Here is a 25,746-nt window from a genome sequence, read left to right as displayed (position 1 = left end):
GATTTAGAATAACGAGGCAGTTACGGTATCAAACAAATGAGTTACCTGTAGTGGCTAACTTAAACTTGAAATTTACGGATTTCAAAAAAAGTAAAATTTATAGCTGGTCTTTTTTCATTGATTACTATTACAGGAAGTTTGACTCCAACAGTTTCAACTTTTGCGGAGGAAAAATTTCCAGTCCCACCTGTTAGTAATCCATATGGTTCGAATGATGAAACTTATGTTTTGGATGAAAATAACGAAAATTATAACAAAGCAGTAGAATATTTAGAAAAGAATGGAAACAGTACAACTGTAGAATATTTCAAAGACTATTTTTACGGGAAAACTGTAACTCTACATAATCAGGATAAGTTAATGGATGGTTATTTATAATTTTTAAGTACAGGCCACAAGGAAGGATTGCATTAGAATCAATCATTGGTATTGTTGGGGGTGCAATAGCAATTGTTTCGGGAATATATAATGCTAGAAGATATGCAGCTAAACAGTGTGTGTCTCGAGGAATACTTAGTAAAAAAAGTTATAAGCCCAATGGTGGTTGGATCATGACAGGAATTATTGCTACTTTTGGCTTACCCGCAGCACTAGGTTTTGATGATTACATGTACGATAGATGGAAAAAGGAATGGAGTATAGATGAGTATATTTAGAGAGTTTTTCAGGTTCATTGTTTTACATTATGATTTTATTGCGATACTTTTATTGTCTTTTGTCGGAATATCTTTATCTATCAAGGTATCAAATCAACAGGCAGAAATTAAAGATTTACAAAAAGAAATTTATGAAATGAAACTTTACAAAAATACGAATACTAACAAAGATTGAACTCTTCTAAATTTGAAGTTGTTTATTTTGTATGAAAAAGTCTAAAAGAGCATGGGACAAAAGTAAGGAACCTTTTTGTCTCATTCTTTAAAAATGAATAAACGGTGGGAGCAGAAGCAACTTCGTCGGAAATAAGCCGAAATTCTCGGAGTTAAACACTTCTGTCTCAGCCTTTTTTTTGTTTTGAGTAACAACTGCTATGTAGGCAGGATTGGAGCAATGATTATCATTAAAATGGAAAAGCATGCGTAATTTTATGATCTTACGGAACGTGTTAATACACGAATATTGTTATAAGCGTAGAAGTGCAACAAACACAATTAAAGTTGCTTTATATGCGGAAGCCGTAATACTCGGGGGACCAAGAAGTTTGCTGACGCAAAACATGGACAGACGCAATGTCTGTTTTAAAAGTGCAAGAAGAATTGATCAGAAAAATGGTTGGGTTACATAAGTAAACCGGTTATAATAGTTTTGAAAGAGCTGTAGGGACTTGATTTAAAAATGGGATAAGGGAGGGAATTCTCTTGTATAAAACTTGGATACTGTATACGAAAAAAAATCCCTACGCTAGTATCATTGTTATAGCGCTAGTAGCCAGTTTAGTAGGTATTTCCATCGAATATTTAGTAAATCGAGATTTTGTGAGTAGTGGCTTTTGGGTGACATTATTTTTAGTTATCGGGCAAATGATCAATGTCAGAAGAAAAAATAAGTAGTTTTAACGCAGTAAATGCGAAATCTTAAAATGATCTATATTACTTTTTTTCTAGACATAGGGAATATTTTTTCGAATAGACTTGGTATAGATGAATTTGAAGTCTTTTGGAAGAATCAGGTCATGTCGATCTAGGGACAAAACAGTATATCCCAACTTAGAAGCAAAAACAGAACTTTCAGGTGAAGAAGGATTAGCTAGGAAATTTGTTTTTTATACTTATATGATTCCTAGTATGGCTCATAATTTTATAAAATATATTGCTAGTATTGTTATAAGTTCGTTACTTTTTGAAAAGGGTGTTTGGGATGCGTTGCAAGGAGAAAATGCAATGTAAATCTTAGTCAATGCCTTGCATCAATAAACAATGATAGAGCTGTAGATATTTTGCTCGAAAAAGCTAAGAAAACTTTGAGCGCTTTGCAACTTTGAAACTTAATATTGCGACAATCACAGCAGGTATAGCTATCAATACAATTTATTGTTGGGGGAATTAAAAATGTATACGGATATTGTTCTGAAACAAAAAGCGGAAAATTTTATGAGGCATTTAGGACTTACGCCTAATGGTAATTATTTTACTTGTTATCACTTTGCACACCCGATTTTAGATTTATTATTTCTTGGTCCACTTGTAGAGGGAATCGTTACTAAAGTAGCGTTGATTATTGCTACTGAAGAAGAGTTGATAATCAAAAAAATGGGAAGTCTGTTATCATTTGCATTTGATGATATAAAAGGAAAAACATATGATAAGAATATTATTCGTATACCTAAATCTGAAATTGTGAACTTTGAGATGAAAGATTGGATAATCCTAGGATATGATCTAGGCTATCTTTTAACGGTTGAAGCAGATAGAAAGTACTATTTTAGAGTGGCTAAGGTGACTGGCTATGATTTTTCAACAATAAATTTTTTTAATCTAAAAGCCAATAATTTTTTTGATCTAGTGACAGAGAACAATACCAAGTAACTAATAGTAATCTCTCTGAAAATAATTGTATGATCAACTTGATGATTATACATTTTAAGCTACTTTAAAAATTGAAAAAACAAAGAAAGCTATGCTATAATAAATATGAAAAAAGGAACTGCGTCAACAGTTCCCTTTTGACAGCACCGCTAAAGACGGTGACAGTAGATATTTTTAAATCAAAAAGAAGTAAACCTATCGCCTGCTAAAGTGACGGTTACTTCTTTTTGTCATTTTTGTAGGCTAAAGTTAGAATGCCAAAAATCAGTGTTGCGATCAAAGATCCAAAACTAATCATTAGCCCTAACACTGTTTCAACAGACAAAAGGCGTCTCCTTTCTCTAAAGTTTGAGATTATTTGCATAAGCACCACCTCACTTTCGAATGGATAGCCACCGTCATTAAACTTTACTGTCTAATAATAATTATAGCATATAGATATAGTTATCAACTTGAAAATTCAAGTATAACTAGGTCTATTTTTTTGCCTAGAAATGTTAAAATAGCCAAAAATAAATGACACAAGAATTGACAGTTTAATTAATCTGTATTACAATGTGATACAAATGGAGGCGATAACATGGCTATGATTACGGTACGTGTGAGTGATGCTGAAAAAGAATGGCTTTCTTATATGGCGGAATTTTATGGAATTACTTTATCTGAACTATTAAAAACCTATTCGATGGAACAATTAGAAGATGAATATGATCGACAAACAGCTGAAATTGCCCATAAACATTGGATAGAAAGTGGGAAGCCAACTGTATCCATGGAAGAAATACTGAATGAATTTGGAGGAATAAAGTGACCTATCGTCTAGAATTCACGCCTGAAATTCAGAAACAACTTCGTAAAATGGACAAATATCAAGCTACATTGATTGTTCGATGGCTGTATCAACATATTGATAGCGTTGATGACCCGAGAAAATTCGGGAAAGGGTTGACAGCCAATCGTTCAGTGCAATGGCGTTATCGGATTGGCAAATATCGAGTGTTGGTAGAAATAGAAGATAATCAAATGGTTGTCATTGCTATTCAAGTGGGACACCGAAGAAATATCTATGATTAAGAGACTATTTCTTTTTATAAAAAATAAATAGATGAAATCTAGTTAAAACTCTTGAACTGAGAGATTTAACTAGATTTTTTTTATGAATAAAACGTAGAAAATTGCTAGGAGGAACTATGGATTTTAAAAAGATCAAGAAAAAAGAGAAAAAAGAGAAACGTCCGCAAGTAAAAAAACTCTCTCAGAAAAAAGCAAACAAAGTTGTTTTGACGGGAATCTGTTTACTTATTGGCACTTCAGCAATAGGCGTGGTTCGAGCAAATGTAGTGGCTAGTAACTTTGATTAAATTAGATGGTCAAGTTCGTAAATTATCTGAATCAGCCAATGAACCGATGAAAACGAGTACCACCTATGATTATGCTGCGCTTACTTTTTATGCCACTAGTTTTGCGAAAGAATATTTGAATATGGATACTACGGTAGATGAAGACAAAAAGAATGAATGTTTAGAGCGATTAACTAAATATCTTTCACTAGATGTTGATGCGGTGAATGAATCGAATAATAAACAGTTAGAGATCATGCGCAAATTTAAGGAAGCTTCAGTAACTAATTAATCAAATTTGTGAGAAATTTCAATGTCATAAAAACGAATTTGCAGTACGACGTTTTGAGGATGGCTATTTAGTTTCGGTGAAAAATCACGAATACAAAATAAAATTTTCAACAGGTAAGATTTCACAGATCGTCTATGCAAAAGAAATGGTTCGGGTACCAACCGACCAGCGAAAGCGGGTAGATCAATGAAGAAAAAGATCCTTCTTTTTGCTAGCTTTCTTTGTGGTGGCGGTCTTTTGAGTGGTTGTGTCCAGAAAGAAACAAAACAAGACACAACCACTACAGCAGAAGTGCAACTCATGGAAGCTGTAGATTCTAGTCAAATAGATAGAGAAGCAGAAAAGACTGTTCCAACTGAATCAACAACACCAAAAGAAAAACAACCAGATAAGAATCTAATAGAAGAGTCAAAAGAAAAAGAAGATCATACTAAATTAGTACAAGAATATGGCGAAGCCTATGCTAACTTTAGAAATCTCAACCATCGTAATGAGAAATTAAAAGACCTCATGACAGAAGAATGTATTCAAATGAATGGGATCGATATCGAAACAGGAAATGCTTTAGGTAGTGAAGGCAAAATTACTTCCATTTATCAAAATGCTCAAGATGAATATGCGGTATTGCTTGATTGTATTCAGAATGGTTCATCGATTCGAGTTTTATTGTTAGCGAGAGTAGAAAATGGAAAAATAGCAGAAATGACTTATAACACGTTGAAGCAAGAGTATTAAGTTAGAAGATGTAAGTAATAATTTTCAATAGATAATACACAAAAATTATGTTATCATGATACTATAATAAAACAAAAGGAACTGCGCGAACAGTTCCTAAATGTAGTCCGTTCAAAGCGGATGGCATTTTTTTACAAGTTTAGAGCCTGTCTACTCTGCCAAAAGTTGAGACGGCTCTATTTTTTTTGCTCTTTTTTGAATTTTAACCATGCCAAAACTGAATCACTTGCTTTTGCGACTGCAGTAACAATCACTGCAACTGATCCAATAATGGCTATGATTTGATCCATAGAGAACAAATCAGGCATTTCCTTTCTGCAGAGTCTGACCAACAAGCCGTAAGCTCATAGGCACCACGTCCTCTCAGTTGGATTTGCCAACCGCCACAAACTTTCTACTGTTTATTATTATAGCAATAAACAAGTAGCATGAATATATTATTTATGTAAAAAAGGCATAGATAAAGTTTTTAAAATGAATGATATTTAAATTGAAAAGCGCATAAGCGATAGGGAGACCTTTCACTTATGCGCTTTTTTTATATGAAAGGAGGGAGAATTGCTGCGGTCGTCAGAGTTGAAACAGTATTTGCGAAGTTCCTATACAACCATTGATAAAAAAAGTTATTTACGTACGTTTCAGGCTTACTATGATCCAATCAAAGAAAAGACGAAAAAGAAAAGTGTCAATTGGAAAGCAAAAGGGTTTAAAAGTGAAAAACAAGCATTGCGCTATCTAAAGGAACAGATTGAAAATGAGTTCAAAAAGGATTCGATGTTTTCTGATGCGAACCATTGTGAAACGTTTCGTAAATTGACACTTCTTTGGCTAAAAGCTTGGTCACCAACTGTTCGTCAAACGACTGTCCACTACCAAAAAGAGATTCTTGCACGGTACCTATGTCCGTATTTTACGGATGATCTACGACTGAAGCAGTTAACTCCCTTATTTGTAGAAGGTGTTTGGGCAGATATCCTGGCGATTCGCTCGAAACAAACAAAAAAATTTCTAGAAAAAGCTACATTAGAAAAAATCCGTTCCTTGCTCAAACAAATTCTAGCTTATGGCTATCGGCACGATTTAGTTCTATTTGATTTGAATAAGATTGTCTTGAAAATCCCAAACGATCGAAAAATTCCAGTGGTCCGTCGTAGAAAAAAGAAGTTTCTAGAAAAAGAGGAGATCCATACTCTTTTCCAAGCAATCGATGAAAAATATGAAAGTAATCATGAAATCAATAAAATGGGAAAACTTTACTTGGACATGGCAGAATTTCTGATTCGAAATGGTTTGAGGATTGGTGAGCTAAGTGCGCTAACGGTGGAGAAGGTTCATTTTTCTGCAAAAAAAATAGTGATTGATGAAGGTGTGGTGGCTGCTGGTAGAACGATTGAGCAATACATACGAAATCCACCAAAAACAATTTCCTCCATTCGAGAAATCGATCTGGATGATCGTTCTCTTGCGATTATTCGAAATCGGATTCAAATAAATGAAGCGAGGCAAAAAGAGATGAAACAACGAGAAAAAGGAACTTTTATAAGGACATATCAGCGAAAGAATCAAACTGCCTATCACAAAAAAGTGAAGGCTGCCGAGAACTTTCTTTTTTCAAACACAATTTTTCAGACCCAAAATGGTACGCCAGTTGTATATCATTCATTTAATGAGTTTATGAATGGCCGTGGAAATAATAAAAAACCAGTGAAATGTGTCAAAGATATCTTAAGAGAAAAATATCCAGAGTTTAACAAACACGTTACTACGCATACTTTTCGCTACACGCATATTTCTCTCTTGGCAGAAGCCAACGTCCCAATCAAAGCAATCATGGATCGAGTGGGCCATGCCAATATGAAAACCACGCTGGAGATTTATAATCAGGTAACGAATGCCACCAAAGAAAAAGTCATCCAAGAAGTCGATTCTTGGATTTTTTAGTGGATTTGTTTACCAAATACGTTTAGTATGCGTATATGAGAGGTCGTGAAAGCGATGATCTGCTCCAAGAATTAAGAGCAAAAAATCGAAAATAGCTTTCCATATTTTTGTATTTTTTGAACTTAATTCCGCAGGAGCAATCGCTTGAGCACCGTTTGATAAGAGGTCGTGAGAGTGCTAGGTAGCTCCGATGACAATAAGAAAGAAATTTCTCAAACAGCTTTTCATGTTTTAGAAATTTATGGCTTATTTCAAGGAGCTAGTACTTGAACACCGTTTAAAGAAGGTCGAAAATCAGTACGACTTTTCGACGTAAGGAGAAAGAAAATTAATGAATGAAATAATAAATTCCGCAGAGCGTAAGGTTTCTGCGTATATCCATATCCCATTTTGCGAACATATTTGTTATTACTGTGATTTTAATAAAGTCTTTTTAGAGGGGCAGCCGGTCGATGAATATGTTGAGATGCTTTTGGAAGAAATGAGAATCATGACGGAGAAATATCCGGTGGCTGATTTAGAGACGTTATATGTTGGTGGTGGCACACCAACATCACTGTCAGCGAATCAGTTGGATCGCTTGTTGGCGGGCGCACGGGAAATCTTACCTTTTAAAGAGGGGAAAGAGTTTACTGTGGAAGCCAATCCTGGTGACCTTACGCGTGAGAAGCTGCAGGTGATGAAAAATTATGGAGTTAATCGTTTGTCAATGGGAGTGCAGACTTTTGACAATAAATTATTGAAAAAAATTGGTCGAAAGCATACCGCTGAAGATGTTTATCAAACGATGTCCTTTTTGGAAGCGGAGAATTTTAATAATGTAAGTATTGATCTGATTTATGCTCTTCCAGGTCAAACACTTGAAGGATATCGGCAGACATTAGAGCAAGCTTTAGCGCTTGATTTACCTCATTATTCGTTGTACTCATTGATTTTAGAAAATAAAACAATGTTTATGAACTGGGTACGACAAGGGAGACTGGAGTTGCCAGATCAAGAAACAGAGACAAGGATGTTTGAAGAAACGATCGAGGCAATGGAGAAACATGGGCGTCACCAATATGAAATCAGTAATTTTGGTTTGACTGGGCATGAGTCTCAGCATAATATGATGTATTGGAACAATGACCACTATTTTGGTTTTGGTGCAGGTGCTAGTGGCTATCTTGGGAATAATCGTTATCGAAATAAGGGACCGATCCAACATTATCTACGTCCATTGAGACAAGGGGAGTTGCCTGTTTTAGAAAAAGAGGAACTGTCTAAGAAAAATCAGATAGAAGAAGAAATGTTTTTGGGATTGCGGAAAAAAATGGGGATTTCAAAAAAACACTTCCAAACGCGTTACCAATGTTCAATAGAATCATTGTATTCGACTGTGCTGATTGAGTTGGAAAATGAGGGGCTGCTTGTTAATGCTGATGAGAGAATCTATCTTACACCTAAAGGAATATTTTTAGGAAACAATGTATTTGAACGTTTTTTATTAGGAGATGAAATTTGAAAACATTTTTAAACGTTAAATTTTTATAAAAAGCAAAAAAAGAAAGTAAAAAGTATTTTTAAAAAGGTTTGAAAAGCTGATGAAACACTGATAGATCAATAGTCTTACTGGTTAGCTCTATTTTTAGCACTCGACTTAAGAGAGTGCTAAAAATAGAGTTATTTTTCTTGACACAGGTAGGGCTTCTTGCTATATTAGTAAGTGGGTTAGCACTTAGAAGATAAGAGTGCTAACAAGAGGTGAGGAAGATGTTAACACAAAGACAAAGTGAGATTTTACGTCTGATCATCCAAAGCTATACGAGTAGTGGCGTGCCCGTTGGTTCCAAAACGTTAATGGAAGAAGGAGTCGAGGCAAGCTCGGCAACAATTCGCAATGATATGAAAGCACTAGAAGATGAAGGCCTTTTGCTTAAGACTCACTCGTCTTCAGGAAGGATACCTTCAGTACTTGGCTATCGTTATTACGTGGACCATTTGCTAAAGCCGGCTCGTGTGCCAAACGATGATTTGCAACAGATTCGGCAGTCTTTAAGCAAAGAGTTTCATGAAATCAACGAGATCATCAAGCAATCTGCTGAAATTTTATCCCAGCTGACTAGTTATACGACTTTCTCGTTAGGGCCAGAAATCAAAGACCGCCGATTAACTGGATTTCGAATCATTCCTTTGAATAGCCGACAGACTATTGCAATCGTCGTGACGGACAAAGGCAATGTGGAAAGCCAAGTATTTACACTTCCAGAGAATTTAGGAAGTCAAGACCTAGAAAAAATGGTTCGCATTGTCAATGATCGTCTAGTGGGAGATCCTCTAGTGACGGTCTATCACAAATTGCGAACAGAAATTCCAATGATCTTGCATAAGTACTTCCAAACAACTGAAGGGATGTCTAATCTTTTTGATACGGTACTCGGTCATGCGTTTGAAGATAAAGTTTATGTAAGTGGACAAATGAATCTATTAGATTATGAACCACACCAGGATCTTGACCAATTCAAGTCGATGTTTTCCTTTATGACTGATACCTATGAATTGACGCAGATGATCGTACCGATGGATAGTGATATCCATATCAAGATTGGTACTGAACTAGGCAACGATCTTTTGCAGAATATGAGTATGATCCAAGCAAGTTACGAGATTGCCGGGCATGGTCGAGGTACAATAGCATTGTTAGGACCAACTAGCATGCCGTATTCTAAGATGTTTGGTTTGGTGGATGTCTATCGTCAGGAATTAGCGGTGAAACTTGCCGACTATTACCGCTCGCTTGATTTATCAGGTTCTTAGTGTTAAAACGGATTGTAAGGATTGGATTCTCCAAGTAAGGTTGAATCAATCAAACAGCTGACTGAATAATGAAAGGAAGACTGTATCGTGAAAGAAAACCAAGAAGAATTAGATCAAGAAGTTACGGATACTCATCCCGACCCGGAAATCGATATGGAAGCTGTCGAAGATTCCGGTGTTTCTGAAATTGAAGCCGAAGAATTTGAAATCGAGAATTTGAAAGCTGAACTTGAAGAAATGGAAGATAAATATTTGCGTGCTCGTGCAGAAATCGCGAATATGGCAAATCGTGGGAAGAACGAACGTGAACAGTTGCAAAAATATCGTTCGCAAGATTTAGCAAAAAAATTATTACCTTCTATCGATAACTTAGAACGTGCATTATCAACGGAAGTTTCCGATGACCAAGGTGCCAGCCTGAAAAAAGGTGTGGAAATGGTCTTGGAAAGTTTGAGACATGCACTTAGAGAAGAAGGTATTGAAAAAATCCCTGCAAAGGGTGAAGCATTCGATCCAAATCTCCATCAAGCGGTACAAACAGTACCTGCATCGGAAGATGTTCCTGCGGATACGATCGTAGAAGTGCTTCAAGAAGGCTACAAATTACATGACCGCGTGTTGAGACCGACAATGGTCATCGTTGCGCAGTAAAAAGTCATGATTGAATAAAAAAAGTTTAGTAAAGATAAGGAGACGTTAATTATGAGTAAAATTATCGGAATTGACTTAGGTACAACAAACTCTGCTGTTGCTGTATTAGAAGGAAACGAAGCAAAAATCATCGCAAATCCAGAAGGTAATCGTACAACTCCTTCTGTTGTATCATTTAAAAATGGTGAAATCCAAGTAGGTGAAGTAGCAAAACGTCAAGCAGTTACAAACCCAAATACGATTTCCTCAATCAAACGCCATATCGGTGAAGCTGGCTTCAAAGTAGAAGCTGAAGGTAAATCTTATACACCTCAAGAAATCTCTGCAATGATCCTTCAATATATCAAAGGGTTTGCTGAAGATTACTTAGGCGAAAAAGTTGAAAAAGCTGTTATTACAGTTCCTGCTTACTTCAATGATGCGCAACGTCAAGCAACAAAAGATGCTGGGAAAATCGCTGGGTTAGAAGTGGAACGTATCGTTAACGAACCAACAGCTGCAGCACTTGCTTATGGTTTAGACAAAACAGACCGCGACGAAAAAATCTTAGTATTTGACCTTGGTGGTGGTACATTTGACGTATCTATCCTTGAATTAGGAGATGGCGTATTTGATGTATTGTCAACTGCTGGGGACAACCATTTAGGTGGGGATGACTTCGATAACAAGATCATCGACTACATGGTTGCAGAATTCAAGAAAGAAAATGGTATTGACTTAGCACAAGATAAAATGGCGTTGCAACGTTTGAAAGATGCTGCAGAAAAAGCGAAAAAAGATTTATCAGGTGTTTCTAGCACACAAATCAGCTTGCCATTTATTACTGCCGGAGAAGCTGGACCTTTACACTTAGAAATGACATTGACTCGTGCAAAATTTGATGAATTAACAGCTGATTTAGTTGAACGTACAAAAGTTCCAGTACGTCAAGCGTTGAAAGATGCTGGTTTGTCACAATCAGAAATCGATGAAGTGATCTTAGTCGGTGGTTCAACACGTATTCCTGCTGTTGTAGAAGCAGTTCGAAAAGAAACAGGTAAAGAACCAAATAAATCAGTGAACCCAGATGAAGTAGTTGCTATGGGTGCTGCAATCCAAGGTGGAGTTATCACTGGTGATGTGAAAGATGTTGTTTTACTTGATGTCACTCCATTATCATTAGGTATCGAAACAATGGGTGGTGTATTTACAAAATTGATCGATCGTAATACAACGATCCCTACAAGTAAATCACAAGTATTCTCAACAGCTGCAGATAATCAACCAGCAGTAGATATCCATGTATTACAAGGGGAACGTCCGATGGCTGCTGACAATAAAACATTGGGTAGATTCCAATTGACAGATATTCCTGCTGCACCACGTGGAATCCCTCAAATCGAAGTAACTTTTGATATCGACAAAAACGGGATCGTTAACGTGTCAGCTAAAGATTTAGGTACACAAAAAGAACAAAAAATTACAATTAAATCTTCTTCAGGTTTAACAGATGAAGAAATTGAACGTATGGTCAAAGATGCTGAATCAAATGCAGAAGCAGATAAAGCTCGTAAAGAAGAAGTAGATCTTCGTAACGATGTAGATGCATTACTATTCTCTGTTGACAAAACATTGAAAGAATTAGAAGGTAAAGTTGACGAAGAAGAAGTGAAAAAAGCAGAAGCAGCTCGTGATGAATTAAAAGCAGCTGTAGAAGCAAACAATATCGAAGAAATGAAAACAAAACGTGACGCATTGAATGAAATCGTACAAAACCTTACTGTAAAACTTTACGAACAAGCTGCACAACAACAAGCACAAGAAAATCCAGAAGCAGCGCAAGGTGGAGCTGACGACGTCGTTGATGCTGACTTTGAAGAAGTCGATGGTGACGACAAAAAATAATTGACTCGTCGAGTTGTTTGTAAATAGGCTATTTATATGGAAGACAAGTCTTGAATAGAGCTGAGATTTCTTCGCGTGTTCAAGCTTGTCTTCATTAGAGGAAGGCCTTTGGACACTTTAGTAAGCAGAGGTCGCTAAGAAAACGATAGAGCCATAAAAGTTTGAAATAGTCAGCCGATAATGGTTTTATGGCTCTGTTTCTTTAAGACTGCGCATGTTTAAAGCCAAAGTTGCTACTTTGGCTTTTTCTTTTGAAAATACTTCAAAGTTGCAGTTTTTGTTTTAGTAAAAATATGATATGATAACAAGCGACGTGGAAATGATGAGAACCAATAGGAGGAAAGCCTATGGCAACAAAACGTGATTATTATGAAGTCTTAGGGCTCACAAAAGGAGCTTCTGAAGACGAAATCAAAAAAGCTTATCGTAAGCTATCAAAGAAATACCATCCAGATATCAATAAAGAACCTGATGCAGAAGAAAAATTCAAAGAAGTATCAGAAGCTTATGAGATTTTAAGTGACCCGCAAAAGCGTGCTGCCTATGATCAATATGGTCATGCTGGTACCGATCCTAATTATGGAGCTGGCGGAGCCGGTGGTGGCTTTGGCGGCGGATTCGGTGGATTCTCTGGCGGTGGCTTTGGTGGATTTGAAGACATCTTTGATTCATTCTTTGGAGGAGGCGGCCGAACGGTTGATCCTAATGCCCCTCGTCAAGGAGCGGATTTACAATATACTGTAGACCTTTCTTTTGAAGAAGCGATTTTTGGTGTTGAAAAAGAAATCAAATACAACCGTGAAGAAGTCTGTCACACATGTAATGGGAATGGTGCAAAACCAGGAACACAACCAACGACTTGTCACAAATGTCATGGAGCAGGTACGATCAATGTAGAACGTCAGACACCACTTGGACGAGTGATGAGTCGTCAAACATGTGATGTCTGTCATGGTACTGGGAAAGAAATCAAAGATCCTTGTCCAACTTGTCATGGCTCTGGTCATGAAAAGAAAGCTCACTCAGTGAAGGTAAATGTACCAGCTGGTGTAGAAGAAGGGCAACAAATGCGTTTAGCTGGCCAAGGTGAGGCTGGTGAAAATGGTGGGCCTTTCGGTGATCTTTATGTTATTTTCCGTGTAGAAGAAAGTGATATCTTTGATCGTGATGGTTCAGAAATCTATTATGAATTACCTTTGAGTTTTGTTCAAGCTGCGTTAGGTGACGAAGTACAAGTGCCGACTGTCCATGGGGATGTGAAATTGAAAATTCCTGCGGGAACTCAAACTGGGACAAACTTCCGTCTACGTGGTAAGGGTGCGCCTAAGCTTCGTGGTGGGGCTACTGGTGACCAACATGTCAAAGTGAAACTGATCACGCCTAAGAATCTTAATGAGCAACAACGTGAAGCCTTGCGTGCATTTGCTGAAGCAGGTGGAATGAAGGTTGAAGAACAACAAGAAGATGGCTTCTTTGATAAGGTCAAGGATGCGTTTGGTGGAAAAAAGCGTAAATAGTCGTTTTTGATAGCTTGAAGGCGATTGTTTTAGTCAAATTAAAAAATGAAGACCGGGTAACAACAGTTGGATCACACTGCTGTTGTTTACTCGGTCTTTTTATACTGAATGGGATATTGCTGATATTTTGTATTTGCACATGAAAAAAGCGAATCGAGGCTAGGGCAGAAGTGTTTCTTACTTTTGCCCAACCTCGATCCGTTTTTTTGTGTACCTATAGTTCTTTATGAATGGTGTTCATTTCAATATCTGACGAGATCAGATGTTCAATACTTTATCTAAGAAATCTTTTGTTCGTTCATTTTGTGGATGTTCAAAGATTTGTTGTGGTGTGCCATCTTCTAGGAAGTTTCCATCATCGATGAACATGACGCGGTTAGCGACTTCTTTGGCAAAGCCCATTTCATGGGTAACGATGACCATGGTCATTCCTTGTTTGGCTAATTTTTTCATAACGTTCAATACATCGCCAACCATTTCTGGATCAAGAGCAGAGGTTGGTTCATCGAATAGCATGATGTCAGGATTCATTGCCAATGCGCGCGCAATAGCGACACGTTGTTTTTGTCCGCCGGAAAGCATTTCTGGGTACATATCTTTCTTATCTTCGAGACCGACAGTTTGAAGCAATTTGATTGCTTTTTTCTCTGCTGCTTCTCTTGTTTCTTTTTTAAGATCCATTGGAGCTAAAATGATATTTTCTAAAACTGAAAGGTGAGGGAACAGGTTGAAATGTTGGAATACCATTCCAATATGCTGTCTCACAAGATTGATGTCTGTATTTTTATCCATCAAATGTGCGCCGTCAATGATGATATCGCCATCTGAAGGTTCTTCTAGACGATTCAAACAACGAAGAAAAGTACTTTTTCCTGAACCAGAAGGGCCGATGATACAAACAACATCGCCTTCATTGATTGAAACATTGATGTTGTTCAAAACAGTATTGTCACCGTATTTTTTTACAAGATGTTCTACCAAGATTTTTTCTGCCATGTTATTTCACCTTCTTTTCTAAAACTTTTGCTAATTTAGTTAGGGCAGTGATCAAGATCAAATACATGATTGCGATGATCAAGTACACATACGTACTTTGCGTCGTACGGGCAACGATGATTTTACCAGTTTGCAATAATTCGACAACGCCAATTGCTGAAATAATGGTTGTATCTTTTAATGAGATAACAAATTGGTTGACGAATGATGGTAACATGATCTTGATTGCTTGTGGCAAAATGATTTTTTGCATTGTACGGTTGTATGGCAAACCTAGACTGCGAGATGCTTCCATTTGACCTACTGGTACAGCTTTGATCCCACCGCGGACGATCTCAGCGATATACGCGCTAGCGTTCAAGGTTAATGTGATGATCCCGGCAATAAAATCAGGGATGGTAAATCCAAGAATACCTGGTAGTCCAAAGAAAATGAAAAATGCTAGTACCATCATTGGGATACCACGGATAATATCGACATAGATGGTAGCAAGTGTACGTAATGCACGGATCGGTGCTACACTGAATAAGCCGAAAATGATTCCCACGATTAATGCTAAAGCAAATGAGATCAGCGTTAAAAGAATCGTTTTCCATAAACCTTTAAGTAAGGATTTGTAATTATTTTGGATCAAACCAACGATTGTTGATTCGTTTGCTTTTGTTTTTTCTGAACTGCTGTCATCTGAAATGTATTTATTGATGATTTTATCGTATTCGCCAGTTCGTTTTAATTCTTTTAAACCTTCGTTGAACATTTGAAGAAGTTCTTGGTTTTGGCCTTTTTTGACAGCAAATGCATAAACACCGCCTGATTCTCTTTTGATTGGTGTTTCAAGTGCTTGTCCTTGTTTGATGGCATAACCGATTACTGGATAGTCATCCATCATAGCGTCGATGGCGCCAACTTTCAAGCCGTCATACAATTGATCGGCCGCATCGAAATATTTGATTTTGTAGCCATATTTACTCTGATTAGCATCTAAAAAGTCCGCACTTTCAGTTCCTACCTTGGCGCCAACAGTTTTATTTTTTAGGTCTTTATATGATTTGATTGAAGTATCGCCCTTTTTGACAGCGATTTGGATACCGCTGTTGAAATAAGGATCAGAAAAATCATAACTTTGTTTTCGTTCATCTGTTACAGTCATTCCTGAAATCATACCGTCGGCTTGGCCGGAGTCTAGAGCTTGTAGAGCAGCAGCGAAACCGCGATAATCCATACGGATATTGATGCCTTGGAGTTTTGAGATAGCTTCCATGAGTTTGACGTCAATTCCTTCATATTCACCATCAGCATTCTGAAATTCGAATGGTGCAAAAGCCGAATCACTTGCAATGACGTAAGTGTCTTTTTTAGGCTCTATTTTTTGCATCGTCTCGCTTGTGCTTGATTCCGTTGTTTTTGTATTGTCAGCTTGTACACTGTAGCCAGTGGCAAATGTAACAAGTCCTGTCATTATGAAAATAATTGAGTAAAGCAAATGCCTTTTTTTCATAATCAACCTCCTAAGTTTTTCAATAACTATTTCATGTTTTTATATTATAGGCGAAAATAGATAAACTAGACAAGATTTTGTGCATAAAAAAATGAAAAAAATCTCTTTTACTAACATCTTATGTTATAAAATGTGACATTTGTGATAAAAAAAGCTGACATTCTTTCGTGACGCATTTAAGTGGCGAAAGTATGTTCGGTGTGGTATAATTTCTAAACAGGGAATGCCTTTGCTTTCCTTTTCTTTTTGCTGGTCGTAAAATGAAAGGGAGAGAATGAAAAGGAGGATGAAAAATGATAGAAAGAGATACCTCCCGCCACTTTGAACTAGTGTCGAAATATCAGCCAGCTGGTGATCAGCCAGAAGCAATCACTCAGTTAGTTGATGGCGTGATAAAGGGTAAAAAAGCACAGATACTATTAGGCGCAACAGGAACAGGGAAAACTTATACGATTTCGAATTTGATCGAGAAAGTAAATAAGCCAACCTTGATCATTGCCCATAACAAGACATTAGCTGGTCAATTGTATGGAGAGTTTAAGGAGTTCTTTCCGAATAATGCGGTGGAATACTTTGTTTCTTATTATGATTATTATCAACCAGAAGCTTATGTGCCATCAAGCGATACGTATATTGAAAAAGATTCAAGTGTAAACGACGAGATCGATAAATTACGACATTCAGCGACGAGTTCTTTATTAGAAAGAAACGACGTGATCGTGATTGCCTCCGTTTCTTGTATTTTTGGATTGGGGTCACCCTTTGAATACCAAAAACAAGTGGTATCGATCAGACAAGGCGCAGAACTAGATCGTAATCAATTGATTCGGAGTTTGGTAGGCATACAATTTGAACGAAATGATATTGATTTTCAGCGCGGTCGTTTTCGAGTGCGCGGTGACGTCGTGGAAATTTTCCCAGCTTCACGTGATGAGCGGGCGTTGCGAGTAGAATTTTTTGGTGATGAAGTTGAGAGGATCAGAGAAGTCAATGCCTTAACAGGAGAAGTACTTGGCGAGACGGAACATGTAGCTATCTTCCCAGCCACTCACTTTGTAACGAATGATGATCATATGGAACATGCAGTGGCGAATATAAAAGCTGAACTTGAGCAACGACTAGCCGTTCTGCGTAATGAAAACAAGCTGCTTGAAGCACAGCGGTTGGAACAGCGAACAAATTACGATATTGAAATGATGTTGGAGATGGGATATACCTCAGGGATCGAGAATTATTCGCGACATATGGACGGACGTAAAGAAGGAGAACCGCCTTATACGCTACTTGACTTTTTCCCGGAAGATTCGTTGATCGTAGTGGATGAATCACATGTTACGATGCCACAAATCCGAGGAATGTATAATGGCGACCGTGCCAGAAAACAAATGCTGGTAGATTATGGGTTCCGTTTACCATCTGCGCTGGACAATCGACCTTTACGACTAGAAGAGTTTGAAAAACATGTAAATCAGATCGTTTATGTTTCTGCTACACCAGGACCATATGAGTATGAACAGACTGATACGGTGATTCAACAGATTATTCGCCCAACTGGATTGCTTGACCCAATCATTGAAGTACGGCCGATCATGGGACAAATCGATGATCTTGTCGGAGAAATCAATGAACGAGTTGAAAAAGATCAGCGGGTCTTTGTGACAACGTTAACGAAAAAAATGTCAGAGGATCTAACGGATTATTTCAAAGAATTAGGAATCAAAGTCAAATATCTTCACAGTGATATCAAAACACTTGAACGAACGGAGATTATCCGAGACTTGCGTCTAGGAGAATTTGATGTTTTAGTCGGAATCAATTTACTTCGTGAAGGACTTGATGTGCCTGAAGTGTCTCTAGTGGCTATTTTGGATGCGGATAAAGAAGGATTCTTACGTAGTGAGCGATCATTGGTCCAAACTATTGGGCGTGCTGCAAGAAACTCAGAAGGTAAAGTAATCATGTACGCAGACAGAGTAACTGACTCTATGCGGTTAGCGATGGATGAAACTGCACGACGTCGTACGGTCCAAGAGGCTTACAACAAAGAACATGGTATCGTTCCTAAGACGATCATCAAAGAAATTCGTGATTTGATTTCCATCACGAAAGAATCTGAAGGTGATGCGAAAGAAACAGTCCAAGTATCCTACGAAGAAATGTCCCGAGAGGAAAAAGCTACATTATTAATGAAATTAGAAAAAGAAATGAAAGATGCTGCCAAAGCTTTAGATTTCGAGACCGCCGCCAATGTACGGGATATGATTCTTGAATTAAAAGCTTCAGAGTAGGAGGATGACATGGCTAACGATAAAATTATTATTCATGGTGCAAGAGCACACAACTTAAAAAATGTGAACGTAACGATCCCTAGAGACAAGTTCGTGGTGGTAACTGGACTATCGGGTTCAGGGAAAAGTTCTCTAGCTTTCGACACACTATATGCAGAAGGACAAAGAAGGTATGTTGAAAGTCTTTCTGCTTATGCACGGCAGTTTTTAGGTCAGATGGATAAACCAGATGTCGACAGTATCGATGGTCTGAGTCCAGCAATTTCGATCGATCAAAAAACGACAAGTAAAAATCCACGATCAACTGTAGGAACAGTGACAGAAATCAATGACTATCTGCGCCTACTTTTTGCTCGTGTCGGTCATCCAATCTGTCCGAATGATCATATCGAAATCACGAGTCAATCAGTGGACCAAATGGCGGATCAAGTATTGGAATTGCCAGAACGAACAAAGATCCAGGTTTTGGCGCCAATCATTGTGAAGAAAAAAGGACAACATAAAAAAGTGTTTGAACGTATCCAAAAAGAAGGGTACGTTCGGGTGCGTGTAGATGGTGAGATTTATGATCTAAGCGAAGTGCCAGAACTTGAAAAAAATAAAAAACACGATATTGCTATCGTTATCGATCGGATCGTCATCAAAGAAGGCATTCGCTCAAGATTATTTGACTCGATCGAAGCAGCATTACGTTTAGCAGATGGGTATGTTCTAGTTGATGTGATCGGTGAAGATGAAATGCTGTTCAGCGAGCATTATTCATGTCCTTATTGCGGATTTACGGTGGGAGAATTGGAACCAAGATTGTTTTCTTTCAATGCACCATTTGGAGCATGTCCTGACTGTGATGGTTTAGGAGTCAAACTGGAAGTGGACCAAGATCTTGTGATCCCGGATCGGACGAAAACACTAAGCCAAGGAGCGATTATCCCTTGGAACCCAATCAGTTCACAATATTATCCGCAAATGTTGGCGCAAGCGTGTGAGAGTTATGGCATTGATATGGATACGCCATTCGAAGAGTTGCCAACAGAGCATCAAGAAATCATTTTGAATGGGACAGATGAGATTTTTCATTTCCATTACGAAAACGATTTTGGCGGTGTGCGAGATGTTGAAACGACCTTTGAAGGTGTTTTGAAAAACATCAAAAGAAGATACCATGACACGAATAGTGATTTTACAAGAGAACAAATGAGACAGTATATGACAGAACTTACCTGTCAAACATGTAAAGGATATCGCTTGAATCCACAGGCTTTGTCTGTACAGATCAATGGAACGAATATTGGTCAAACAAATGAATTGTCTATTCAAAAAGCAGTGAACTTCTTTTCTACTTTGACACTGTCAGAACAGGAAAAGATCATTGCTCGCCCAATATTAAAAGAAGTCAATGACCGTTTGTCATTTCTAGAAAATGTTGGCTTGGATTATTTAACGTTGAGCCGTGCTTCTGGTACGTTATCAGGAGGCGAAGCACAACGTATTCGTCTAGCTACTCAAATCGGGTCAAATCTTTCCGGTGTGTTATATATCTTAGATGAACCATCGATTGGTCTCCATCAACGGGACAATGATCGTTTGATCGGTTCTTTGAAAAAAATGCGTGATTTGGGAAATACATTGGTGGTAGTCGAACATGATGAAGATACGATGCGCGCTGCTGATTATCTGATTGATGTAGGGCCTGGTGCAGGGCATCAAGGTGGCGAGATCGTAGCGGCTGGTACGCCAGCAGAAGTGGCTGCGGATGAACATTCATTAACAGGACAATATCTATCAGGTAAAAAACGAATCTCGGTTCCGAAAACGCGACGTAAAGGAAATGGCAAAGCGATAAAAATCACTGGGGCAACGGAAAATAATTTGAAAAATGTTTCAGTTGAATTTCCTTTAGGCGAATTTGTGGCCGTTACAGGAGTATCTGGTTCAGGAAAAAGTACGTTAGTGAACAGTATCTTGAAACGAGCACTTGCACAAAAAATCAATCGTAACTCTGCAAAACCTGGGAAGTTCAAGACGATCACAGGATATGATAGCATTGAAAAAATCATCGATATCGACCAAAGTCCCATTGGTAGAACGCCACGAAGTAATCCAGCAACGTATACAAGTGTCTTCGATGATATCAGAGATCTATTTGCTAAAACCAATGAAGCAAAAATGCGCGGATACAAAAAAGGGCGTTTTAGTTTCAACGTCAAAGGTGGACGTTGTGAGGCTTGTCGTGGAGATGGAATCATCAAGATCGAAATGCATTTCTTACCAGATGTATATGTCCCTTGTGAGGTATGTCATGGAAAACGATACAACTCTGAAACACTGGAAGTCCATTATAAAGGGAAAAGCATTGCAGATATCTTAGAGATGACAGTAGAAGATGCTGTAGAATTTTTCGAACCAATTCCTAAGATACGTCGTAAACTACAAACTATCGTAGATGTTGGTTTAGGTTACGTGACGATGGGGCAACCTGCGACAACGCTATCCGGTGGGGAAGCACAACGAATGAAGTTAGCAAGTGAGTTGCACAAGATTTCTAATGGCAAAAACTTTTATATCTTAGATGAACCTACAACAGGACTGCACACAGATGATATTGCACGGTTACTCGATGTACTGCAACGTTTAGTCGATGCGGGGAATACAGTACTTGTCATCGAACACAATCTCGATGTCATCAAAACAGCAGATCACATCATTGATCTAGGACCAGAAGGTGGAGAAGGCGGTGGCACGATTTTAGCTACTGGCACGCCTGAGGAATTGATCAAAGTCAAAGAAAGTTATACAGGTCGCTACCTAAAAAAAGTAATGGATTAAAGAACTAAAAATAGAAATGTTATACGATAGTTAAAAAAGAATTAAAAGAGCGGATTAACTCTTGTGTTATTAACGGCTATATTCTAGAATACGTTACATGGTAGTTCTTTCTACACTGATTAGTATAGATAAAAACTTCCTATAAGTTCAATCCGTTCAAAAAAGAATTGAGCAATCGGAGGAGTTTCCTTTGATTGCTTTTTTCTTTATGGTATGATATTCCTTGTGTAGTTAGAAAAGAAAACTAGAGATTATGAGTAAGTGAGAGATAAAAATGAAGAGTATTGAAAAAGAAGAATTTATCCCTATTTTATTAGGCAGCGATATGAATGTTTATGGCATGGCACGTTCCTTCCATGAAGCGTATGGAAAAGTTTGTCAGGCGTATGCCTCAAATCAATTGGCACCCACTCGGTACAGCAAGATCGTCAATGTAGAGGTGATTCCAGGATTTGACAAAGATCCAGTGTTTATCGAAACAATCATGCGATTGGCAAAAGAAAAGTATTCAGATGATACCAAGAAATATCTTTTGATTGCTTGTGGAGATGGATATGCTGAATTGATTTCTCAACACAAAGAAGAGCTTTCAGAATACTTTATCTGTCCTTACATTGATTACTCGTTATTTGAACGTTTGATCAACAAAGTAAGTTTTTATGAAGTATGTGAGGAGTATAAACTACCTTACCCAAAAACATTAATCGTAAGAAAAGAGATGTTAGCAAGTGGCCGGTTAGAACAAGAAATTCCATTTGAATTTCCTGTTGCATTAAAACCTGCAAACAGTGTAGAATATTTATCGGTTCGTTTTGAAGGCCGTAAAAAAGCATTTATTATCAACGATCGTGAAGAGTTTGATTTGATTTTAGGGCGGATCTATGAAGCAGGTTATACGAGTGAAATGATCGTACAAGATTTCATTCCTGGCGATGATAGCAACATGCGTGTTTTGAATGCATATGTAGACGAAAATCACCAAGTACGTATGATGTGTTTAGGTCATCCGTTATTGGAAGATCCTACACCAGCTTCTATTGGAAACTATGTGGTGATCATGCCTGATTACAATGAAAAAATCTATCAAACGATCAAACGTTTCTTAGAAGAAATCAAGTATACAGGTTTTGCGAATTTTGATATGAAATATGATTCAAGAGATGGAGAATACAAATTGTTTGAAATCAATCTTCGTCAAGGAAGAAGTAGTTTCTTTGTTACTTTAAATGGATTGAATCTAGCAAAATTTGTAACAGAAGACCGCGTATTCGGAGAACCTTTCACCGAAACAACATATGGTACGAATCAATCTGACAAAGCAAAATTGTGGATGGGTGTACCTAAAAAAATCTTTTTAGAGTATGCGAAAGAAAACGAAGACAAAAAGATCGCAACACAAATGATCAAAGAAAATCGTTATGGAACAACTGTTTTTTATGAGAAAGATCAATCTTTTAAACGTTGGTTGTTGATGAAATATATGTTCAGAAACTACATTCCTCGATTCAAAAAATACTTTCATGTGAAAGAAGGCTAATTCATGGAAAACTTTTTCAGTATTTTAGGTGGAATGGGTACGATGGCAACTGAGAGCTTTATCCGTTTGATCAATCATCGAATAAAGGCGACAAAAGATCAGGACTATTTGAACTATGTTCTGTTCAATCATGCAACTGTGCCCGATCGTACAGCGTTCATCTTAGACGATAAAAAGGAAGATCCAATGCCTTATTTGCTGGATGATATCAAAAAGCAAAATTTGTTAGACCCAAATTTTATTGTTTTGACATGTAATACGGCACATTACTTTTTTGATGAATTGCAAGCCGCGACACCGATCCCAATCTTGCATATGCCAAGAGAAGCTGCCAATGAACTTGTTCGGCAACAGACATCTGGAAAAGTAGCTATTTTAGGAACTGAAGGCAGTATGAAGGCTGGTATTTATGAAGCTGAAGTAAGAAATTTAGGTTTTGAAGTCGTGATTCCTGATCAATTGCTTCAAGAAAAAATCAATTATTTGATTTATCATGAAATCAAAGAGTCTGATCGGTTGAATAAAGACTTATACTTTGAGATTTTAGACGAAGCAGTGGGACGTTTGAACTGTGAAAAAGTTATTTTAGGCTGCACAGAGTTATCTTTAATGCAAGAATTCGCATCAAACAATCCTTATCCAGTGATTGATGCGCAATCATTGATTGCAGATCGGACGATTGAACTTGCATTAGAAAATCGAAAAAAGTTACCTGAATCTGTTTGATCTACTACAAAAGACAGGTAGATGGAATAGCATACGTATGATTATTCAAAAGGATAAGCTAGATGATTTCGAAAATACTCAATCTTATTTTCGAATGATCTGGCTTATTTTTTGAGAAAAATAGTCTTTGTATTACTATAGGGAGATTCAAAAATTCATAATAATTGCTTCAGGGATTGGTTCATTTTTAATAAAAAATGGATTTAAGTGGAAATGATACGCCCGGAGTGATATAATTTTAAAGATAATGTACGAGAGGAGGCCGTTACACGATGGCTGATAATTTACAATTAGTGATTATTACGGGAATGAGTGGAGCAGGTAAGACGGTAGCAATCCAAAGTTTTGAAGATATGGGGTATTTTTGTATCGATAACATGCCACCAAGACTGATCCCGAAATTTTGGGAATTGATCAAAGAATCAGGGAAAGTGACAAAAATGGCACTGGGCGTCGATTTGCGTTCGCGCTCGTTTTTTGAAGAAATCCAAAACATGTTAGTTGAAATTGAAAATACTAATTTTATCGATACATCGATTTTATTTTTAGATGCTTCAGATGAGGAACTAGTTGCCCGCTACAAAGAAACAAGAAGGACCCACCCTATGGCTATGGATGGTTTAGTGACAGAAGGTATCCGTAAAGAGCGTGCAATATTAAATGATTTGAAGACGCAGGCATCGTTAGTCATTGACACGACGACGCTGACTCCTCGCCAACTTCGTGAAAAAATCAATCATTCTTTCAAATCAAAGGGAGATCAAGGATTTCGCATCGAATTTGTTTCTTTTGGCTTCAAATATGGGTTGCCAATCGATTCAGATATCGTTATGGATGTTCGTTTCTTGCCAAACCCACATTATATCCCAGAGTTAAGACCGTTAACAGGAAAAGACAAACCTGTCTATGACTATGTGATGTCATTTGATGAAACACAGTCGTTCTATAGTAAATTCTTGGATCTGCTAGAGACCGTATTGCCAGGATACATCAAAGAAGGAAAAAGCAGTCTTACTGTTGCAATCGGATGTACTGGTGGTCAGCATCGATCAGTGGCCTTGACAGAACGTCTAGCAAAAGCACTAGGTCAAACTTACAAAGTGAATGTAACTCATCGTGATAAGGATAAGCGGAAAGAGACGGTGAATCGGTCGTGAAAATGAAGACATATCGCATCCGCAAGCCTAAAATCGTTGTTGTTGGCGGTGGAACGGGATTACCTGTCATATTGAAAAGTTTGCGTAATCAAGGTGCGGATATTACCGCTATTGTAACTGTGGCGGATGATGGCGGGAGTAGTGGTGAAATCAGAGAATCAATTGCAATGGCTCCGCCAGGCGATTTGAGAAATGTCTTGGTTTCTCTATCTGATATGCCCCAATTTTATGAGGATATTTTTCAGTATCGTTTTAAAAAAGAAGATCAGTTTTTAGCAAACCATACAATTGGAAACCTGATTATTGCAGCAGTGGCTGAAATGAGAGGAAGTACATATGAGGCAATTCAACTATTAGCCAGAATGATGCATGTTGATGGTCACATTTATCCTTCTTCTGAAACACCGCTGACATTACATGCTGTTTTCAAAGATGGAACAACGGCAATCGGAGAATCAAAGATCGCCATCGATCGGAAAACGATCGATCATGTTTATGTAAGAAATACAACAGATGATAAAGAAGCAAAGGCTGCACGAAAAGTAGTTTCTGCGATCATGGAAGCAGATATGGTCGTCTTAGGTCCAGGTAGTTTATTCACGAGCATTCTGCCAAATCTAGTCATCCCTGAAATTGGGGAGGCAATCGTGCAGACAGAGGCTGAAGTCGTTTATATCTGTAACATCATGACCCAAAAAGGAGAAACCGAACACTTTAGCGATGCGGATCATATCCGTGTGCTTCATGAGCATTTGAAGAAACCGTTTATCGACACAGTCTTGGTAAATACGGAAAAGGTTCCTGAAGGATATATGGACCCGGAAATCTATGATGAATACCTCGTGCAAGTTGCACATGATTTTAATGGACTTAGAAATGAAGGGTGCCGTGTCGTTTCTACGGATTTCTTAGAATTGAAAAATGGCGGAGTGTTCCATGATGGTGAAAAAGTAGTGGAAGAACTTTTCCGCTTGGTATTTGGATCAAAATTGTAAATTTTTAAGACAAATGAGTGAAAAGAGAAAGGAGGGAATAGA

Annotated in this window: 24 protein-coding genes and 1 pseudogene; 21 read left to right on the top strand and 4 right to left on the bottom strand. The window is 37.7% G+C overall.

Translation table 11 applies throughout. The features are described from left to right. The first annotated feature begins 117 nt into the window (after positions 1–117). Positions 118–378, top strand: coding sequence for a hypothetical protein (locus tag FGQ66_RS05375; RefSeq protein WP_138301946.1), 261 nt, complete (start codon positions 118–120; stop codon positions 376–378). A gap of 536 nt (positions 379–914) precedes the next feature. Here FGQ66_RS05375 and FGQ66_RS15790 read toward each other — a convergent pair. Continuing rightward, positions 915–1,001 (bottom strand): annotated as a pseudogene (locus FGQ66_RS15790) (DUF3788 family protein); the annotation flags it as partial. A 357-nt stretch (positions 1,002–1,358) separates the two neighbouring features. On the opposite strand from FGQ66_RS15790, the gene FGQ66_RS05365 reads away from it, so the two are divergent. The 3 genes from FGQ66_RS05365 (at position 1,359) to FGQ66_RS05355 (ending at position 2,525) form a co-directional block, all read left to right on the top strand. Next, the gene (locus tag FGQ66_RS05365; RefSeq protein WP_138301945.1) at positions 1,359–1,550 is read left to right on the top strand and encodes a hypothetical protein; all 192 of its coding nucleotides are present in this window, start codon (positions 1,359–1,361) and stop codon (positions 1,548–1,550) included. Between the two features lie 90 nt (positions 1,551–1,640). Then, complete coding sequence (locus FGQ66_RS15395; protein ID WP_249361093.1) at positions 1,641–1,886, top strand: hypothetical protein; 246 nt, start codon at positions 1,641–1,643, stop codon at positions 1,884–1,886. A 162-nt stretch (positions 1,887–2,048) separates the two neighbouring features. Continuing rightward, positions 2,049–2,525, top strand: a complete 477-nt coding sequence (locus FGQ66_RS05355; RefSeq protein ID WP_138301944.1) for a hypothetical protein — start codon at positions 2,049–2,051, stop codon at positions 2,523–2,525. Between the two features lie 217 nt (positions 2,526–2,742). Here the strand turns inward: FGQ66_RS05355 and FGQ66_RS15665 are convergent, their stop codons facing one another. Next, positions 2,743–2,889: a putative holin-like toxin gene (locus tag FGQ66_RS15665; RefSeq protein ID WP_328291030.1), complete on the bottom strand. Its 147-nt coding sequence runs from the start codon at positions 2,887–2,889 to the stop codon at positions 2,743–2,745. A gap of 216 nt (positions 2,890–3,105) precedes the next feature. Between FGQ66_RS15665 and relB the strand changes: the two genes are divergently transcribed. The 11 genes from relB to dnaJ all read left to right on the top strand — a co-directional run bounded on the left by relB (position 3,106) and on the right by dnaJ (position 13,681). Further along, positions 3,106–3,336, top strand: coding sequence for a type II toxin-antitoxin system RelB family antitoxin (gene relB, locus FGQ66_RS05345; RefSeq protein WP_113845767.1), 231 nt, complete (start codon positions 3,106–3,108; stop codon positions 3,334–3,336). Beyond that, positions 3,333–3,599, top strand: a complete 267-nt coding sequence (locus FGQ66_RS05340) for a type II toxin-antitoxin system RelE family toxin (protein WP_113845766.1) — start codon at positions 3,333–3,335, stop codon at positions 3,597–3,599. The genes relB and FGQ66_RS05340 overlap by 4 nt, the downstream gene beginning before the upstream one ends. A gap of 116 nt (positions 3,600–3,715) precedes the next feature. After that, a complete protein-coding gene (locus FGQ66_RS15130) occupies positions 3,716–3,886 on the top strand; it encodes a hypothetical protein (protein ID WP_171024562.1) in 171 nt (56 codons plus the stop codon). After that, complete coding sequence (locus FGQ66_RS05335; protein WP_113845765.1) at positions 3,879–4,157, top strand: hypothetical protein; 279 nt, start codon at positions 3,879–3,881, stop codon at positions 4,155–4,157. The genes FGQ66_RS15130 and FGQ66_RS05335 overlap by 8 nt, the downstream gene beginning before the upstream one ends. Positions 4,158–4,343: 186 nt before the next feature. Continuing rightward, on the top strand, positions 4,344–4,892 hold the full coding sequence (locus FGQ66_RS05325) for an EF0163 family protein (RefSeq protein ID WP_113845764.1): 549 nt from the start codon (positions 4,344–4,346) through the stop codon (positions 4,890–4,892). A 558-nt stretch (positions 4,893–5,450) separates the two neighbouring features. Continuing rightward, entirely contained in the window at positions 5,451–6,833 is a 1,383-nt protein-coding gene (locus FGQ66_RS05315) for a tyrosine-type recombinase/integrase (RefSeq protein WP_138301942.1), read from the top strand. 331 nt (positions 6,834–7,164) lie between these two features. Continuing rightward, positions 7,165–8,337, top strand: coding sequence for a radical SAM family heme chaperone HemW (gene hemW, locus FGQ66_RS05310; RefSeq protein WP_138301941.1), 1,173 nt, complete (start codon positions 7,165–7,167; stop codon positions 8,335–8,337). A 248-nt stretch (positions 8,338–8,585) separates the two neighbouring features. Continuing rightward, a complete protein-coding gene (gene hrcA, locus FGQ66_RS05305; RefSeq protein WP_138301940.1) occupies positions 8,586–9,629 on the top strand; it encodes a heat-inducible transcriptional repressor HrcA in 1,044 nt (347 codons plus the stop codon). A gap of 87 nt (positions 9,630–9,716) precedes the next feature. Then, a complete protein-coding gene (gene grpE / locus FGQ66_RS05300) occupies positions 9,717–10,280 on the top strand; it encodes a nucleotide exchange factor GrpE (RefSeq protein ID WP_005880049.1) in 564 nt (187 codons plus the stop codon). Between the two features lie 51 nt (positions 10,281–10,331). After that, positions 10,332–12,164 (top strand): molecular chaperone DnaK, encoded by a 1,833-nt coding sequence (gene dnaK, locus FGQ66_RS05295; protein WP_005880047.1) that lies wholly within the window; start codon positions 10,332–10,334, stop codon positions 12,162–12,164. Between the two features lie 347 nt (positions 12,165–12,511). Further along, positions 12,512–13,681: a molecular chaperone DnaJ gene (gene dnaJ, locus FGQ66_RS05290; RefSeq protein WP_138301939.1), complete on the top strand. Its 1,170-nt coding sequence runs from the start codon at positions 12,512–12,514 to the stop codon at positions 13,679–13,681. Between the two features lie 258 nt (positions 13,682–13,939). Here dnaJ and FGQ66_RS05285 read toward each other — a convergent pair whose 3' ends face one another. Then, complete coding sequence (locus tag FGQ66_RS05285) at positions 13,940–14,677, bottom strand: amino acid ABC transporter ATP-binding protein (protein ID WP_138301938.1); 738 nt, start codon at positions 14,675–14,677, stop codon at positions 13,940–13,942. A gap of 1 nt (position 14,678) precedes the next feature. After that, positions 14,679–16,175: an amino acid ABC transporter substrate-binding protein/permease gene (locus FGQ66_RS05280; RefSeq protein ID WP_081135518.1), complete on the bottom strand. Its 1,497-nt coding sequence runs from the start codon at positions 16,173–16,175 to the stop codon at positions 14,679–14,681. A 293-nt stretch (positions 16,176–16,468) separates the two neighbouring features. Between FGQ66_RS05280 and uvrB the strand changes: the two genes are divergently transcribed. The 6 genes from uvrB to FGQ66_RS05250 all read left to right on the top strand — a co-directional run bounded on the left by uvrB (position 16,469) and on the right by FGQ66_RS05250 (position 25,704). After that, complete coding sequence (gene uvrB, locus FGQ66_RS05275) at positions 16,469–18,463, top strand: excinuclease ABC subunit UvrB (RefSeq protein ID WP_138301937.1); 1,995 nt, start codon at positions 16,469–16,471, stop codon at positions 18,461–18,463. 9 nt (positions 18,464–18,472) lie between these two features. Beyond that, entirely contained in the window at positions 18,473–21,289 is a 2,817-nt protein-coding gene (gene uvrA, locus FGQ66_RS05270) for an excinuclease ABC subunit UvrA (protein ID WP_005880037.1), read from the top strand. A 274-nt stretch (positions 21,290–21,563) separates the two neighbouring features. Further along, on the top strand, positions 21,564–22,826 hold the full coding sequence (locus tag FGQ66_RS05265; protein ID WP_138301936.1) for a D-aspartate ligase: 1,263 nt from the start codon (positions 21,564–21,566) through the stop codon (positions 22,824–22,826). A gap of 3 nt (positions 22,827–22,829) precedes the next feature. After that, the gene (locus FGQ66_RS05260) at positions 22,830–23,552 is read left to right on the top strand and encodes an amino acid racemase (protein ID WP_138301935.1); all 723 of its coding nucleotides are present in this window, start codon (positions 22,830–22,832) and stop codon (positions 23,550–23,552) included. Between the two features lie 272 nt (positions 23,553–23,824). Beyond that, positions 23,825–24,709 carry an RNase adapter RapZ gene (gene rapZ / locus FGQ66_RS05255; RefSeq protein ID WP_016176487.1) on the top strand — a complete coding sequence of 295 codons (885 nt, stop codon included), beginning with the start codon at positions 23,825–23,827 and terminating at the stop codon, positions 24,707–24,709. Then, positions 24,706–25,704, top strand: a complete 999-nt coding sequence (locus FGQ66_RS05250; RefSeq protein WP_138301934.1) for a gluconeogenesis factor YvcK family protein — start codon at positions 24,706–24,708, stop codon at positions 25,702–25,704. Before rapZ ends, FGQ66_RS05250 begins: the two co-directional genes overlap by 4 nt. Positions 25,705–25,746 lie beyond the last annotated feature (42 nt).

It is taken from the genome of Enterococcus sp. BSD2780061688st2 D3 (assembly GCF_005844145.1).
In the GTDB taxonomy this organism is placed as follows: Bacteria; Bacillota; Bacilli; order Lactobacillales; family Enterococcaceae; genus Enterococcus_B; species Enterococcus_B durans.
This window is presented reverse-complemented; position numbering and strand designations above follow the sequence as displayed.